The sequence below is a fragment of the uncultured Pseudoflavonifractor sp. genome, from assembly GCF_944387275.1.
GTDB lineage: Bacteria > Bacillota > Clostridia > Oscillospirales > Oscillospiraceae > Pseudoflavonifractor > Pseudoflavonifractor intestinihominis.
In genome coordinates this window covers 1-15,980 of the sequence record NZ_CALXEG010000054.1, presented here as the reverse complement: position 1 = coordinate 15,980, position 15,980 = coordinate 1, and the positions used below count along the sequence as shown (strand labels likewise).

General features: G+C 62.6%; 13 protein-coding genes. 6 read left to right on the top strand and 7 right to left on the bottom strand.

The window, feature by feature from the left end; translation table 11 throughout:
- Positions 1-232 (top strand): hypothetical protein (locus tag Q0K23_RS11625; RefSeq protein WP_294522382.1); only part of this gene is annotated, 232 nt, incomplete at its 5' end.
- On the opposite strand, the gene eno is transcribed toward Q0K23_RS11625, so the two are convergent.
- The 5 genes from eno to trmL form a co-directional block, all read right to left on the bottom strand.
- On the bottom strand, positions 216-1,520 hold the full coding sequence (gene eno, locus Q0K23_RS11620; protein ID WP_294522380.1) for a phosphopyruvate hydratase: 1,305 nt from the start codon (positions 1,518-1,520) through the stop codon (positions 216-218). The two genes, Q0K23_RS11625 and eno, sit on opposite strands and share 17 nt — an antisense overlap.
- 299 nt (positions 1,521-1,819) lie before the next feature.
- Complete coding sequence (gpmI, locus tag Q0K23_RS11615) at positions 1,820-3,340, bottom strand: 2,3-bisphosphoglycerate-independent phosphoglycerate mutase (protein ID WP_294522377.1); 1,521 nt, start codon at positions 3,338-3,340, stop codon at positions 1,820-1,822.
- Between the two features lie 253 nt (positions 3,341-3,593).
- Positions 3,594-4,367, bottom strand: coding sequence for a triose-phosphate isomerase (gene tpiA / locus Q0K23_RS11610; protein WP_294522375.1), 774 nt, complete (start codon positions 4,365-4,367; stop codon positions 3,594-3,596).
- A 260-nt stretch (positions 4,368-4,627) separates the two neighbouring features.
- Positions 4,628-5,899, bottom strand: a complete 1,272-nt coding sequence (gene pgk, locus Q0K23_RS11605; protein WP_294522373.1) for a phosphoglycerate kinase — start codon at positions 5,897-5,899, stop codon at positions 4,628-4,630.
- A complete protein-coding gene (trmL, locus tag Q0K23_RS11600; RefSeq protein ID WP_294522369.1) occupies positions 5,896-6,387 on the bottom strand; it encodes a tRNA (uridine(34)/cytosine(34)/5-carboxymethylaminomethyluridine(34)-2'-O)-methyltransferase TrmL in 492 nt (163 codons plus the stop codon). The genes pgk and trmL overlap by 4 nt, the downstream gene beginning before the upstream one ends.
- Before the next feature lie 288 nt (positions 6,388-6,675).
- Between trmL and proB the strand changes: the two genes are divergently transcribed.
- From proB to Q0K23_RS11585, 3 genes are all read left to right on the top strand, one after another.
- Positions 6,676-7,497, top strand: a complete 822-nt coding sequence (proB, locus tag Q0K23_RS11595) for a glutamate 5-kinase (RefSeq protein ID WP_294522364.1) — start codon at positions 6,676-6,678, stop codon at positions 7,495-7,497.
- A 63-nt stretch (positions 7,498-7,560) separates the two neighbouring features.
- On the top strand, positions 7,561-8,805 hold the full coding sequence (locus Q0K23_RS11590; protein WP_294522362.1) for a glutamate-5-semialdehyde dehydrogenase: 1,245 nt from the start codon (positions 7,561-7,563) through the stop codon (positions 8,803-8,805).
- 129 nt (positions 8,806-8,934) lie between these two features.
- On the top strand, positions 8,935-9,330 hold the full coding sequence (locus Q0K23_RS11585; RefSeq protein ID WP_294522361.1) for a hypothetical protein: 396 nt from the start codon (positions 8,935-8,937) through the stop codon (positions 9,328-9,330).
- A 69-nt stretch (positions 9,331-9,399) separates the two neighbouring features.
- Here Q0K23_RS11585 and Q0K23_RS11580 read toward each other — a convergent pair whose 3' ends face one another.
- Together Q0K23_RS11580 and Q0K23_RS11575 are read right to left on the bottom strand one after the other, a co-directional pair.
- Positions 9,400-12,033, bottom strand: a complete 2,634-nt coding sequence (locus tag Q0K23_RS11580) for a cation-translocating P-type ATPase (RefSeq protein WP_294522360.1) — start codon at positions 12,031-12,033, stop codon at positions 9,400-9,402.
- Between the two features lie 361 nt (positions 12,034-12,394).
- Positions 12,395-13,276: a DpnI domain-containing protein gene (locus Q0K23_RS11575; protein ID WP_367179075.1), complete on the bottom strand. Its 882-nt coding sequence runs from the start codon at positions 13,274-13,276 to the stop codon at positions 12,395-12,397.
- Positions 13,277-13,416: 140 nt separating this feature from the next.
- On the opposite strand from Q0K23_RS11575, the gene Q0K23_RS11570 reads away from it, so the two are divergent.
- Together Q0K23_RS11570 and Q0K23_RS11565 are read left to right on the top strand one after the other, a co-directional pair.
- On the top strand, positions 13,417-15,342 hold the full coding sequence (locus Q0K23_RS11570) for an NAD(+) synthase (RefSeq protein WP_294522359.1): 1,926 nt from the start codon (positions 13,417-13,419) through the stop codon (positions 15,340-15,342).
- A 168-nt stretch (positions 15,343-15,510) separates the two neighbouring features.
- Positions 15,511-15,980 (top strand): hypothetical protein (locus Q0K23_RS11565; RefSeq protein WP_294522357.1); only part of this gene is annotated, 470 nt, incomplete at its 3' end.

Below are 15,980 nucleotides of genomic sequence, written 5' to 3'. Positions count from 1 at the left end.
GTGTCGCGACTTCATTCTACCAGAGATCTGCAAACCATGTCTCTTTTTCTTTTTGCGAAACTTATTCTACCTTATCGACTTGCGCGGGATTCCTCTTTTTATTCTGCTTTTTATTCACGGCCCAGCCCCTGCCCCATCTGAGATGGGGCAGGGGCTGGGCGACATAAAAAACGGGGCCGCTGTCCTTTCGGACAGCGGCCCCTTGCAGGCTGAAATTACTTCTTCAGGTTGAAGAAAGCGTCCTTGCCCCAGTACTGAGCCACATCGCCCAGCTCCTCCTCGATGCGGAGCAGCTGGTTGTACTTGGCCACACGGTCGGTACGGCTGGGAGCGCCGGTCTTGATCTGGCCGGCGTTCATGCCCACCACGATGTCGGCAATGGTGGCGTCCTCGGTCTCGCCGGAGCGGTGAGACACGACGGCGGTGTAGCCGGCGCGGTTGGCCTTCTGGATGGTGTCCAGGGTCTCGGTCAGGGTGCCGATCTGGTTGACCTTGATCAGCACGGCGTTGGCCACGTGCAGGTCCAGACCCTTCTGCACGCGCTCGGAGTTGGTGACGAACAGGTCGTCGCCCACCAGCTGGACGCGGTCGCCCAGGGCCTTGGTGAGCATGCCCCAGCCTTCCCAGTCGTCCTCGCCCATGCAGTCCTCCATGGAGATGATGGGGTAGTTGTCGGCGAACTTCTTCCACATGTTGACCATCTGCTGCTTGGTCATGGTCTTCTTGGCCTTGGGCAGGTCGTAGCAGCCGGTCTCCTCGTTGTACCACTCGGACACGGCGGCGTCGATGGCGATCATGAAGTCCTCGCCGGGCTTGTAGCCGGCCTTCTCAATGGCCTGGACGATCACCTTCAGAGCGTCCTCGTCCTTCTTCAGGTTGGGAGCGTAGCCGCCCTCGTCACCCACGCCAGCGGCGGGAGTGCCATTCTCCTTCAGAACGGTCTTCAGGGTGTGGAACACCTCGGCGCAGCGGCGCAGAGCCTCACGGAAGGAGGGAGCGGACACGGGCATGATCATGAACTCCTGGATGTCCACGTTGTTGGTGGCGTGAGCGCCGCCGTTGAGGATGTTCATCATGGGCACGGGCAGGACCTTGGCGTTGACGCCGCCGATGTAGTTGTACAGGCTGGTGCCCAGGCTCTCGGCAGCGGCCTTGGCGCAGGCCAGGGAGGCGCCCAGGATGGCGTTGGCGCCCAGACGGGACTTATTGGGGGTGCCGTCCAGAGCGATCATGGCCTTGTCGATGGCCACCTGGTCCAGGACGTTCATGCCCACCAGGCACTCGGCGATCTCGGTGTTGACGTTCTTCACGGCGTTGAGGACGCCCTTGCCCTGGTAACGGCTCTTGTCGCCGTCGCGGAGCTCGCAGGCCTCATAGATACCGGTGGAAGCGCCGGAGGGCACGCTGGCGCGGCCGACAGTGCCGTCCTCCAGGTAGACCTCGACCTCGACGGTGGGGTTGCCGCGGCTGTCCAGAATCTCACGGCCCAGAACATCAACGATCTCGATAATCTGCTTCATGTTCAAAAACTCCTTTCATTTTAGGGACACGGCTTCCGGTCTTTCTGCCGTGCCTTCTATCTGTCAGGGCGGCAGGAACCGCCCGAACATACAAATCCGGCCTCGATCAGGGTGTTGCCGTCCATCTCTGCGGGCTTTTCAAGGCGCCCCAGCCGGCTTCGCCGCCCGGGGACCCCGAATTTCACTTCACGCTGCCCGGAGTGAATCCGGTCAGCGCCAAGGTTTTCCGCTCCGCGCAAAACGCTTGGACGGCGCAGGCGCCGGTCCGCCTTGCGGCGGGATGGCCCTTGAAAAGCCTTTTAGGCCTCGATCAGGGTATTGCCGTCCATCTCCGCGGGCTTTTCAAGGCCCATCAGATCCAGCATGGTGGGGGCGATGTCGGCCAGACGGCCGTCGCGCAGCTTCACGTTGGCGCCCACGATGCAGAAGGGCACCAGGCTGGTGGTGTGGGCGGTGTAGGGGGTGACCCCGTCGTCGTCCAGCATCCGGTCGGCGTTGCCGTGGTCGGCAGTGATGAGGGCCACGCCGCCCATCTTGCGGGTGGCCTCCACGACCCGGCCCACGCACTCGTCCACGGTCTCAACGGCCAGGCGGGCAGCCTCGTACACGCCGGTGTGGCCCACCATGTCGCAGTTGGCGAAGTTCAGGATAACCACATCATAGTTGCCGCTCTCGATGCGCTTCACCGCCTCGTCGGTGACCTCACGGGCGCTCATGTCGGGCTTGAGGTCGTAGGTGGGCACCTTGGGGGAGGGGATCAGGCAGCGGTCCTCGCCGGGGAACACCTGCTCCACGCCGCCGTTGAAGAAGAAGGTCACGTGGGCGTACTTCTCGGTCTCGGCAATGCGGAGCTGGGTCAGGCCCAGGCGGGAGATATACTCGCCGAAGATGTTCTTCAGCTCGTGATGGGGGAAAGCCACCGTCACGTTGGGCATGGTGGCGTCATAGGAGGTGGTGCAGACATAGGTCAGGGGGAAGAAGCCCTTCTTCCGCTCAAAGCCGTCAAAGTCGGGGTCCACCAGGCTGCGGGTGATCTCACGGGCCCGGTCGGGGCGGAAGTTCATGAACACCACGCTGTCGCCGGACTTGATGACCGCGTCCTTGCAGCAGATGACAGGCTCCACGAACTCGTCGGTGACGCCGGCGTCATAGGACTTCTGCACGGCGGCCACGGGGTCGGCCTCAAAGGGGGCCTCGCCCAGCACCAGGGCGTCATAGGCTCTGACCAGACGCTCCCAGCGCTTGTCACGGTCCATGGCATAGAAGCGGCCGGAGATGACGCCGACATGGGCGTTGCCCAGCTGGGCGCACTTCTCAGCCAGCTGCTCCACGTAGCCCTTGCCGGAGGAGGGGGGCACGTCACGGCCGTCCAGGAAGGCGTGGACATAGACGTCCTTCACGCCCTGCTGCTTGGCCATGTCCAGCAGCGCGAAGATGTGGGTGATGTGGCTGTGGACGCCGCCGTCAGACAGCAGACCCATCACGTGGAGGGCGTGGCCCTCCTGCTTGGCGTTCTCCATGGCCCGCAGGTACTCGGGGTTCTGGAAGAAGTCGCCGTCCTTGATGGACTTGGAGATCCGGGGCAGATCCTGGAACACCACGCGGCCGGCGCCGATGTTGGTGTGGCCCACCTCGGAGTTGCCCATCTGGCCCTCGGGCAGACCCACATCCAGGCCGGAGGCGGACAGCTTGCACACCGGGTTCTCGGCAAACAGCTTGTCCAGCACGGGCTTGCGGGCGTTGGCGATGGCGTTGCCCTTGGTCTCGCTGCGGAGACCGTAGCCATCCATAATGATAAGAGTAGTCGGTGTTTTACTCATAAATAACCTCAGTTCCTTCAGGTAAGATCGGAGCGGCGGGCAGCGGGCCCCTGCGGCCCCGCCGCTCGCTGTCTCCTTTTGTCACGCTTTGCCGCACCCGGGTGCTCAGCGCGTTCTGTCACGCCTTGCACCCTCCGCGACGGCGCCTAAGCCCCTCCGACTGCGCAAGCCGGCCTCCACCCCTTCCGGGTCTCCGGTCCGTTTGCTCCGCTCCGGGCTTATCCGCCTGCTCCCGGGTGCTCAGCGCTTCTTCTTACTCCTGATTGGCGTCGTTGACGATGCTGGTGAAGTCAGCGGGCTTCAGGGACGCACCGCCGATGAGGCCGCCGTCAATGTCGGGCTGAGCCAGCAGCTCAGCGGCATTCTTGGCGTTCATGGAGCCGCCATACTGGATGGTGACGGCACGGGCGACACGGGCGCCGTACAGCTTGCGGATGACCACACGGATGCTCTCGCAGACCTCGGCGGCCTGCTCAGCGGTAGCGGTCTTGCCGGTGCCGATGGCCCAGATGGGCTCGTAGGCGATGACCACGTGGCGCATCTTGTCGGCGGGCACGCCGGCCAGAGCGGCCTTGACCTGATAGGCAATCAGCTCCATGGTGACGCCCAGCTCACGCTGCTCCAGGCTCTCGCCCACGCAGACGATGGGGTGCAGGCCGGCCTCCAGAGCGGCGTGGACCTTCTTGTTGACGGTGAAGTCGGTCTCATTGTAGTACTGACGGCGCTCGGAGTGGCCGATGATGACGTACTTCACGCCCAGCTCCTTGAGCATCTCGGCAGAGACCTCGCCGGTGTAGGCGCCGTGGGACTCATAGTGGCAGTTCTCAGCGCCGATGGCGATGCGGCTCTCCTTGAACAGGCGCACAGCGGCGGGAATGTTCACATAGGGCACGCAGAGGACGACCTCACACCACTTGGGTCTGCCCAGCATGTCCTTAATCTCCTCGGCGAAGGCGCGGGTCTCGGAGAGGGTCTTGTTCATCTTCCAGTTTCCGGCGATGATGGTCTTGCGGTAGCGGCGGTTCATTGCAGTTCAATCCTTTCCATATATATGAAGCTTTGCGCAGGCGGCGCGCCGGACTCGTCGCGCCCTGCGGAGATCGGGCATCTCGGTCAAGCTGCCCGTTCAGGGAGGCATCCCCGGCGGAGCAGCGCTCCGTCGGGGACCCCTTAGGTGTTACATCCTCGGGCGAAGTGAATTCGCCCTGCGGCAAGGTCTGCTGCGCAAACGCTTGGACGCGCCTTCGGCGCGGCTCGCTTTCGCTCGCGCGGCGGCGCCCTGTCTAATCAGGCGTCCAGCAGGCAGGCCACGCCGGGCAGCTCCTTGCCCTCCATGAACTCCAGGGAGGCGCCGCCACCGGTGGAGATGTGGGTCATCTTGTCGGCATAGCCCAGCTGCTGCACGGCCGCCGCGCTGTCGCCGCCGCCGATGATGGTGATGGCGCTGGTCTTGCTCAGAGCCTCGGCCACAGCCTCGGTGCCCTTGGCGAAGGCGGGGAACTCGAACACGCCCATGGGGCCGTTCCAGATCACGGTGCCGGCGTCCTTCACGGCGTCGCAGTACAGCTTCACGGTCTCGGGGCCGATGTCCAGGCCCTGCCAGCCGTCGGGGATCTCGCCGTTCTTGACCACCTTGCTCTCAGCGTCGGGGGCAAAGGCGTTGGCCACCACGGTGTCCACGGGCAGCAGCAGCTTGACGCCCTTCTCAGCGGCCTTCTTCACCATGTCGTTGGCATAGGACTCCCAATCGGCCTCCAGCAGGCTGTCGCCCACCTTGCCGCCCTGCGCGGCGGAGAAGGTGTAGGCCATGCCGCCGCCGATGATGATGGTGTCGGCGATCTCCAGCAGGTTGTTGATCACGCCGATCTTGGAGGAGACCTTGGAGCCGCCCAGGATGGCCACCAGAGGACGCTTGGGATTGGCCAGAGCGCCGCCGATGATCTCCAGCTCCTTCTGGATCAGGAAGCCGGACACGGCGGGCAGGTAGTCGGCCACGCCGGCGGTGGAGGCGTGAGCGCGGTGCACGGCGCCGAAGGCGTCGGACACATAGATCTCAGCCATGGAAGCCATCTTCTTGGCCAGCTCGGGATCGTTCTTGGTCTCGCCCTTCTCGAAGCGGGTGTTCTCCAGCAGCATGATCTGGCCGGGCTGGAGCGCAGCGGCCTTGGCCATGGCGTCGGGGCCCACCACGTCCTTGGCCATGATGACGTCCTTGCCCAGCAGCTCGCTCAGGCGCTTGGCAACAGGGGCCAGGGACAGCTGAGCCAGGGACTTCTTCCACTGCTCCTCGGTGATGGAGGCGGGGTCCTTGCCCTTCTCGGCCTGCTTCTTCACATAGGAGTCAAAGGTGGCGACAGGCTTGCCCAGGTGGGAGCAGGCGATGACGGCAGCGCCCTGGTCCAGCAGGTACTGGATAGTGGGCAGAGCGGCGCGGATCCGCTTGTCATCGGTGATGGTGCCGCTGCCGTCCTTGGCCAGGGGCACGTTGAAGTCGCAGCGGAGGAGGACCTTCTTGCCGGCGACGTCGATGTCTTTCACGGTCTTCTTGTTGTAGTTCATACGAAAGCTCCTTTCATCTCTCCTTCCCCGGACAATCCGGGGAACTCTAACTGGCGCAATGCTTCGTAGGTCACTATGGCGACGGAATTTGCCAGATTCAGGCTGCGCGCGTCGGGGCGCATTGGGATGCGGATGCACCGGTCCCGGTGGGCCTCACGGAACGCCTGGGGCAGACCAGCCGTCTCCTTGCCGAAGAACAGCCAGCACCCGTCCCGGAATTCCGCCTCTGTGTAAGGGCGGGGAGCCTTGGTGGTCATGAGCCAGAGGTCCTCCGCGCCGGTACGGGCGAAGAAATCCTCCAGGTTCTCATAGACCGTCAGGTCCACCATATGCCAGTAATCCAGCCCGGCCCGCTTCACCGCCCGGTCCGAGATATCAAACCCCAGGGGCTTGATCAGGTGGAGGCGGCTGCGCGTGGCCGCGCAGGTGCGGGCGATGTTGCCGGTATTTTGCGGAATTTCCGGTTCAACCAGAACTAGATTCAGCATAAATCCGGCCCACCTCCCATTTACAGCGGTGTTATTGTACATCGAATCTCGCAGAATTTCAACAGCAAATACGTCGATAATCCCATAAAAATTCATTTTTTATTGAACAATTCCTGATTGTTTCGTCATCGGAGCGTTTTATGCTTTATAGTTGCGAAAAGTTGTGCTACAATATCGGCAGTAACAGGGCTGCGCCGCGCTTTGCTGTCAGGTAAAGCGATCCAGCTCCGCATTAAGTATCAGCTAAATTCCGCGCTTTTCCGCGGGGAAAATGATCGATTAAGGAGAATGAACGTGGAAACACAGACACAACGCCTCCGAATTGTGGTGAAAGTGGGCACTTCGTCCCTCACCCACGACACCGGACGGCTGAATCTGCACAATATGGAGCGTCTGGCCCGCACGCTGTCCGACCTGGAGGGCATGGGCCACGAGATCGTGCTGGTGTCCTCGGGTGCCATCGGCGTGGGCACCACCAAGCTGGGGCTGAAGGAGCGGCCCCGCGAGCTGCGGATGAAGCAGGCCGCCGCCGCTGTGGGCCAGTGCGCCATCATGCACCTCTATGACAAGCTCTTCGGGGAGTACAACCGGATGGTGGCCCAGATCCTGCTCACCGGCGAGGATGTGGACGCCCCCGTCCGGGCGGAACACCTGCGCAACACCTTTGAATCCCTTCTGGAGCTGGGGGTCATCCCGGTGGTCAACGAGAACGACTCGGTGTCCTCTGCCGAGATCGAGACGGGCAAGTGCAAGGTGCTGGGCGACAACGACACCCTGTCCGCCATTGTGGCCCGGCTGGTAAAGGCCGACCTGCTGGTGCTCCTGAGCGACATCGACGGCCTCTACGACGCCGACCCCCACAGCAACCCGGACGCCAAACTCATCCACCATGTGGACGCGGTGACCCCTGAGCTGCGGGCCATGGCGGGGGGCGCGGGCACCTGGCGGGGCACCGGCGGCATGCAGACCAAGCTCAACGCCGCCGAGATTGCCATGTCCGCCGGGGTGGACATGGTCATCACCAACGGTGCGCAGGTGGAGGACCTGTACGGCATCGTGGCCGGGGAGGACATCGGCACCCGGTTCTCCTCAGGCAAGCAGGCGCTGTAATCGCTGCATACATATATTTTATATAAAAATCTCACCGCGTCAGCGGAGAAATGGGGGATCGATATGACAATTCTGGAAGGCCAGGGGCTGGCCGCCAAAGTCGCCGCCCGGGTACTGTCCGTGGCGGGTACCGCCCAGAAGAACAAAGCGCTGGAGGCCATCGCCCAGGCGCTGCTGGACCGGCAGGAGGAGATTCTCTCCGCCAACGCCCGGGATCTGGACGCCGCCCGGGAGAGCGGCATGCGCCAGTCTCTCCAGGACCGGCTGGCCCTGGATGAGAAGCGGATCGCCGGCATTGTGGAGGGGGTGCGGCAGGTGGCCGCGCTGCCCGACCCCATCGGCCAGGTCACAAAGATGGAGAAGCGGCCCAACGGGCTCATCATCGGTCGCCGCCGGGTCCCTCTGGGGGTCATCGGCATCATCTATGAGGCCCGGCCCAACGTGACGGTGGACGCCGCCGCCCTGTGCCTCAAGTCGGGCAACGCGGTCATCCTCCGCGGCGGCAAGGAGGCCCTCCACTCCAACATGGCCCTGACGTCCATCATGCGGGACGCTCTGGAGCGGTCCGGCCTGCCCATGGACTGCGTGTCCCTGGTGGCCAGCACCAGCCGGGAGAGCGCCGCCGAGCTGATGGGCCTGACCGAATATCTGGACGTGCTCATCCCCCGAGGCGGCGCGGGCCTCATCCGCTCGGTGGTGGAGAATGCCCGGGTGCCTGTCATCCAGACCGGCGTGGGCGTGTGCCACATCTATGTCCATGAGAAGGCCGACCTGCAGATGGCGGCCGACATTCTCTACAACGCCAAGTGCTCCCGCCCCTCGGTGTGCAACGCCGCCGAGTGCCTGCTGGTGGACCGGGCGGTGGCGGCTCAGTTCCTGCCCATGGCCCAGGTCCGCCTGGCCGACAAGCACGTGGAGTTCCGCGGCTGTCCCGAGACCTGCGCCATCCTGCCCGGCGCGGTGCCCGCCACGGCGGAGGACTGGGACACCGAGTACGGCGACTACATCCTGGCCGTCAAGGTGGTGGAGGACCAGGACGAGGCCACGGACTTTATCGCCGCCCACGGCACCGGCCACTCGGAGGCCATCGTCACCTCCGACTACTTTGCCGCCCAGCGCTTCCTGGACGAGGTGGACGCGGCGGCGGTATATGTCAACGCCTCCACCCGCTTCACCGACGGCTTTGAGTTCGGCCTGGGGGCGGAGATCGGCATCTCCACCCAGAAGATGCACGCCCGGGGCCCCATGGGCCTGGAGGAGCTGACCAGCTCCAAGTACGTCATCTACGGCACCGGACAGGTGCGGTGAGCATAAGCTGGAAGGGACGGTCCTCTCCCGTCTCTTCCAGCTTTTTTCTCTGCTGCCGCCTCGCCGCCCGATTCATAGGTACATACGCTCTCACAGGGCGTATGAATTTTGCCGAGAGGCGGTACTGTTATGGAACACGCCCAAGCGCACGCCAACAGGCACACCGTGGAGGCACACGCCCAGGACGGGCTGCTGGTGCACTACCTGGGGAGCATCCCCCCCGCCGCCGGCGGCTGCGTGGTGGAGTTTGCCTTCACCCTGCCGGCCGTCCCGCCCGACACCCGCACCGCTGTGGCCATCACGCTGCTGGAGCTGGACAAGGAGGGCCGTGCCTTTCCCCGGGGGATGCGCACCCTGCTCCTTCCCGCCCACCACAGCACCCGGCCCATGGACGTCCAGGCGGAGGGGGTCCGTTTCATCCTCCCCGCCGAGCTGGACCTGAGCGAAGACGGCTCCCGCCGCCTGGTGGTCCAGACCGAGTCCCAGTATCTGGACTTCCCCGCCCGGTGCGATATGCGGGACTAACAGACCGGGGTCCGGTCCGCACTGTGTGCGGACCGGACCCCGGTTGGTTTATGGGATGATTTTTCCGGCTCAGCGGCCCTTCTTCAGGTCCCGAATCAGCTTCCACGCCTGGATGATCAGGGTGGGCACCAGGGCCAGGCCCACAATGGCCCCCGCCAGCGGCACGGTGAGGGGCGCCACCTGGAACAGGGTGGTCAGGCCGGGGATAAAGAGCACCGCGGCCAGGAGCACCACGCCGGCGGCAAAGGCGCCCAGGCTGGCCTTGTTGGTGGTCAGGCCCAGGCGGAACAGGGAGGACTCGCCCCGGCAGTTGAAGCCGTGGAACAGCCGGGCCAGGGTGAGGGTGGAGAAGGCCATGGTCATGGCCAGGGCGTCTCCGCCGTTGTTCAGGCCCAGGAAGAAGGCCCCCATGGTGGCGGCGGCGATCAGGGCGCCGTAGACCATGATGCGGGTGAGCAGGGAGCGGGTGAGGATGGGCTCCTTGGGGTCTCTGGGCTTCTGGTCCAGCAGGCCCTTCCCCGCCGGCTCCACGCCAATGGCGATGGCGGGGAGGGAGTCGGTGAGCAGGTTAATGAACAGCAGGTGCACCGCCGCGAAGGGCATGGGCAGGTTGGCCAGGGAGGTGATGAGCACGCAGAAGATGCCCGCCATGTTGCCCGACAGCAGGAAATTGATGGCGTTCTTGATGTTGGTGTACACGCCGCGGCCGTTGACCACAGCCTTGACGATGGTGGCAAAGTTGTCGTCGGAGAGGATCATGGACGCGGCGTCCTTGCTGACCTCGGTGCCGGTGATGCCCATGGCCACGCCGATGTCGGCGGCCTTGAGGGCGGGGGCGTCGTTGACGCCGTCGCCGGTCATGGACACGATGCGGCCCTTTCTCTGCCAGGCCCCCACGATGCGGATCTTGTTCTCAGGGGACACGCGGGCATAGACCGAGATCTTCTCCAGCCGCTGGTCCAGCTCATCGTCGCTCATGGCGTCCAGCTCCACGCCGGACAGGGCCTCGTCTCCATCCCGGAAGATGCCCAGCTGTCTGGCAATGGCAGAGGCGGTGATCTTGTGGTCGCCGGTGATCATAATGGTGCGGATGCCGCCCCGCTTGGCGTCGGCCACGGCCTGGATGGCCTCGGGACGGGGCGGGTCGATCATGGAGATCAGGCCCACAAAGGTGAAGTCCCGCTCGTCCTCCAGGGTCAGGGGGCGGACCGCCTCCAGCTCCTTGCAGGCGAAGGACAGCACCCGCAGGCCCTGCCGGGACAGCTCCGTATTCACCCGGGCGATCTCCGCCCGGCGCTCCTGGGTCATCTCCACCTTGCCCTGGCTGGTGAGCAGCCAGGCCGAGCGCTCCAGCAGCACGTCGATGGCGCCCTTTGTGTACAGAGTGGGCACACCCTCCACACTGTGAAAGGTGGACATCAGCTTCCGGTCCGAGTCAAAGGCCAGCTCGCCCAGACGGGGGTGCTGGCGGCGGTAGGCCACCTCGTCCACGCCGATGCGGTTGCCCAGCATGACTAGGGCCACCTCGGTGGGGTCGCCGATCTCGGCACCGGTCTCCTTGTCGGTGGTGGCGTCGCTGGCCAGAAGGGCCTCCTTCAGCAGCAGCCGCTGCACGTCGTTGGCCAGGTCCAGCTGGTCCCCGTCCAGCAGCATGCCGTCGGCGTAGATCTTCTGGGGGGTCATCTTGTTCTGGGTCAGGGTGCCCGTCTTGTCCGAGCAGATGACGGACACGGCGCCCAGAGTCTCCACCGCCTTCAGATCCTTCATGATGGCGTTCTGCCGGGCCATCTTCTGGGTGCCCATGGCCTGGACGATGGTGACGATGGAGGACAGGGCCTCGGGGATGGCGGCCACCGCCAGGGCCACGGCGAACATCAGGGCGTCCAGAATGGGCTTCTGGCGGTACAGGGCCAGGACAAACACCAGGGCGCAGATGGCCATGATGATGATGGCCAGTTTTTTGGAGAAGTTGTCCAGGCTCTGCTGGAGGGGGGTCTTGCGCTGCTGGGTCTGGTTCATCAGGGCGGCCACCTTGCCCAGCTCGGTGTCCATGCCCGTGCCGGTGACCACAAAGACCGCCCGGCCGTAGGTCACCAGGGAGCCGGAGAACACCATGTTCTTCCGGTCGCCCAGGGCCACGTCGCCCTGGGGGATCACATCGGCGGTCTTCTCCACCGCCTCGCTCTCACCGGTAAGGGAGCTCTCGTTGACCTTGAGGGAGTAGTTCTCCAGGATGCGGCCGTCGGCCACCACCATGTCGCCGGCCTCCAGCTCCACGATGTCGCCGGGGACCACCTGGGGCGACGGCACCGTGGTGCGCACCCCGTCCCGTATCACCTTGGCGCTGGGCGCGGACATGGCCTTCAGGCTCTCCAGGGACTTTTCCGCCTTGAAGTGCTGCACCGTGCCCAGCACGGCGTTGAGAATGAGCACCGCGAAAATCACGATGGTGCTCTCCGCCTCGCCGGTGGCCAGGGAGATGAGGGCCGCGACGATGAGGATCATCACCATCAGGTCCTTGAACTGCTCCAGGAACACCTGGAGCACCGACTTCTTCTTTCCCTCGCTCAGGGCGTTGGGGCCATACTTCTCCAGGCGGCTCTCCGCCTCCGCCCCGGACAGGCCCTGCTGCCGGTCGCTCTTTACAGACGAGAGGACTTGCTCCGTCTCCAGCGTATGCCAGCGCTGTTTCTCTGTATCCATGTCTGTCCACCTTCACATTTTATGTTTTCATGAGGTAAATCAAATTTCCTAGGGTGAATTATACTATCCCTCTATAGGGGTGTCAATCCCCATTCGTGCAAAAAATTGGGATATTTTAGGCAGCGCTTTATCCTTCCCCAGCAGTTCATAAATTATTCACAATGCCTTCATGATTTAGCCTTAATTATTGGTTATGATGATATCGGATTCAGGAAGAAGAACTTAAAATCCTCCCAACACAACCAATCCCTCTCCAACACCTTTGCAGAACAACACACACCCAAAAAGCCCCCGGCCTTCCGGCCGGGGGCTTTTTGGTGCTCAACCTGCTCTCTCCAATGTAAATTTTCAATCTCCGTGGCTATTCTTTCCTATATATCCCACGTCCCACAAAGGCAATGAACCCTTTATCTCTTAGCAATTGCAGTTGCTGCCGAATTTTTGCCCGGATATTGTGGTTCTTCGGATGTTTGTCTGCAAGCTGCCATTCAAATCTATATATGTCTTCCAGTGTAAACTGCTGCTTCTGTATTCTGTTTATACAATCCAGCACATCCATAAGCCAGCCGCGTGCCTCCAAACTGTCTGTACTTAAAAGGGATGAGCGCCGCACTTGTTCCAGCACAGTTTCTTTATCTTCGGGAATCCCGCCATAAATAATTCTAATCCGGCCCTGTTCAGGAATTTTGTCCAAGAGAATATTACATCCTGTCCATCCAGCCCTTTGCGCTACCGGTGAAAGCGGCTTACGTTTTTCCACTACCTCTGGAACAAAGAAATGCTTTGGAATCATCCAGACGTTTTCTACGCACAGTTTATCCGCATTATAATTTAGAATAAAGAAATCAGGATTATTATAGCTGGTAATTCTCCGAATAAACGTGTCATATGCGCCATCTGCTATCTTGTGTCCCAGCACACCGCTTTTACTTTTTAACTCATATTCATTTCCACAGTTCGGGCAAAAAAAATCTGCAACTGCACTATTATTCGGAAAGCGCTGTATCTCCGGACTTCCACAGCGCGGACAATAGATATTGTTTTTGACCCATTCCTCAGTGAGCACTCTGATCATTTGTGATCTGCTACTGTAATCTATGGCCAACGTCTGATCAAATTGGAGATTCACACCGTTGTCCCCCCCCAGATTTTTACTTGCAATATCTCTTCTGCCGGTTTTCGAACCACACGTCTCTATCTGAGTAAATGTCCTATAACTTATAGCTGCATTTAAGCATAGCATAGCCCAAGCGCCTCCTTCAAGACAATTATCCCTAACAGCTCCATACGCTCCCTACTGCCAACAGTTGCAATCTCAGAGCAGTTGGGGTAGAATATAGTGTTAAAATCACTGGATATCATTCCTCGAAGGAGGTTGTTTACATGCGGGACGGATTTATCAAAGTCGCAGCGGGCACGCCCCAGATCAAAGTGGCCGACTGCCGCCACAATGCGGAGGCCTGCTTCACCCTGATGCGGGAGGCGGCCAAGCAGGGCGTCAAGGTGCTGGTGCTGCCCGAGCTGTGCCTCACCGGGTACACCTGCGGAGACCTGTTCCTCCACGACACCCTGCTCCAGGGGGCCGAGGAAGCCCTGGCCACCGTGCTGGAGGCCACCCGGAACCTGGACATGGTCACCGCCCTGGGCCTGCCGGTGCGGAACAAATGGGACAACAAGCTGTATAACTGCGCGGCGGTTATACACAAGGGAGAGATTTTGGGCCTGGTTCCCAAGACCGCCCTTCCCAATTACGGCGAGTTCTACGAGGGCAGATGGTTTGCCTCCGGCCAGGGCGTAGAGGCATATATCAGGCTGTGCGGCCAGGATGTGGACCTGTGCGCCCGCCAGCTCTTCGGCTGCCAGTCCATGCCCAACCTGGTCATCGGCGTGGAGATCTGCGAGGACCTGTGGGGCACCCAGCCCCCCTCCGGCCTGCTCTCCGCCGCCGGAGCCACGGTGATGCTCAACCTGTCCGCCTCCGACGAGGTGGTGGGCAAGGCGGAGTACCGCCGGGCCCTGGTCACCGGCCAGTCCGCCCGGCTGGTGTGCGGCTATGTGTACGCCGACGCCGGTGAGGGCGAGTCCACCACCGACATGGTCTTTGCCGGCCACAATCTCATTGCCGAAAACGGCGCCCTGCTGGCTGAGCGGCGCTTTGCCTGCGGCCTGACCGTCAGCGAGATTGACGTGGACCGTCTGGTGTACGAGCGGCGGCGCATGAACACCTATACCGCTTCCAAGGAGGCCCTGGAGATCGGGCGGGTCAACTTTGACCTGGATACGGAGGAGACCCGCCTGACCCGCCGCTTCTCCCCCACCCCCTTTGTGCCCGAGGACAGCGCGGACCGGGCCGAGCGGTGCGACGAGATCCTGAAGATCGCCGCCCTGGGCCTGAAGCGCCGGCTGGAGCATACCCACGCCGCAGCCGCGGTAGTGGGCCTGTCCGGCGGACTGGACTCCACCCTGGCCATCCTGATCGCCGCCGTGGCCATGAAGCTGCTGGACCGGCCCGCGTCGGACATCATCGCGGTGACCATGCCCTGCTTCGGCACCACCGACCGTACCCGGGACAACGCTGTGGAGCTGGCCGGACGGCTGGGCGCCACCCTGAAGCGCATCGACATCGGCGAGGCGGTGAAGCAGCACTTCAAGGACATCGGCCAGTCCATGGACAACCACGACGTGACCTTTGAGAACGGACAGGCCAGAGAGCGGACCCAGGTGCTGATGGACATCGCCAACCAGTGCGGCGGCCTGGTGGTGGGTACCGGCGACCTGAGCGAGCTGGCCCTGGGCTGGGCCACCTACAACGGCGACCACATGTCCATGTACGGCGTCAACGCCTCCATCCCCAAGACCCTGGTGCGCCATCTGGTGTCCTTTGTGGCCGGGGACAAGGTGGCGGAGGACCCCCGCCTGTCCCACGTGCTGGAGGACATTCTGGACACCCCCGTGTCCCCCGAGCTGCTCCCCGCTGTGGGCGGCGAGATCGCCCAGCGCACCGAGGACCTGGTGGGTCCCTATGAGCTCCACGACTTCTTCCTCTACTATATTATCCGCTGGGGCTTCCCGCCCCGGAAGGTGTTCCGCCTGGCGGAGCAGGCCCTCGGGGACCGGTACGACCGGTCTGTCATCCTCAAGTGGCTGAAGAACTTCTACCGGCGGTTCTTTGCCCAGCAGTTCAAGCGCTCCTGCCTGCCCGACGGCCCCAAGGTGGGCTCGGTGACTCTGTCCCCCCGTGGCGACTGGCGGATGCCTTCCGACGCCTCTGCACGCCTCTGGATGGAGGAGCTTGAGACCCTGAACTGATATTGGCTCTCCCTGCCAGCCGCCTATGGCTCCCCTGCTCGGGCCCGGGCGGCGGCAGAAAAATAACGGAAAAAAATTTTTTCGCAAAATGAATGGAACGTCCTTGCTCAATCGTATTATGGTTGAAACCCCCATGAGGGTTATCTCACGATTGTGGAGGGCAAGAAGATGAAAAAGGTATTGATTGGCACTCTGACTGTGGTATTGGTTCTCACTGTAATCACCGCGGGCGCTTTTGCCGCCGGCCGGGGAAACGGCAGCCGCTTTGCGGGCGCCAACTGGGACGGCATCTGCGACAATTACGGCACCAACTACCAGGGTACCGGCTACGGCGCGGGCTATGTGGACGCTGCCAATGACGGCGTGTGCGACAACTACGGCACCAACTGCCGCGGCTGCGCTCTGGGCTTTGTGGATGCCGACAACGATGGCATCTGCGACAACTGCGGCACCAACTGCCGCGGCTGCGCCCTGGGCTTTGTGGACGCCGACAATGACGGCATCTGCGACAACTGCGGCACCAATTGCCGCGGCTGCGCCCTGGGCTTTGTGGACGCCAATAACGACGGCATCTGCGACAACTGCGGCACCAATTGCCGCGGCTGCGCCCTGGGCTTTGTGGACGCCAATAACGACGG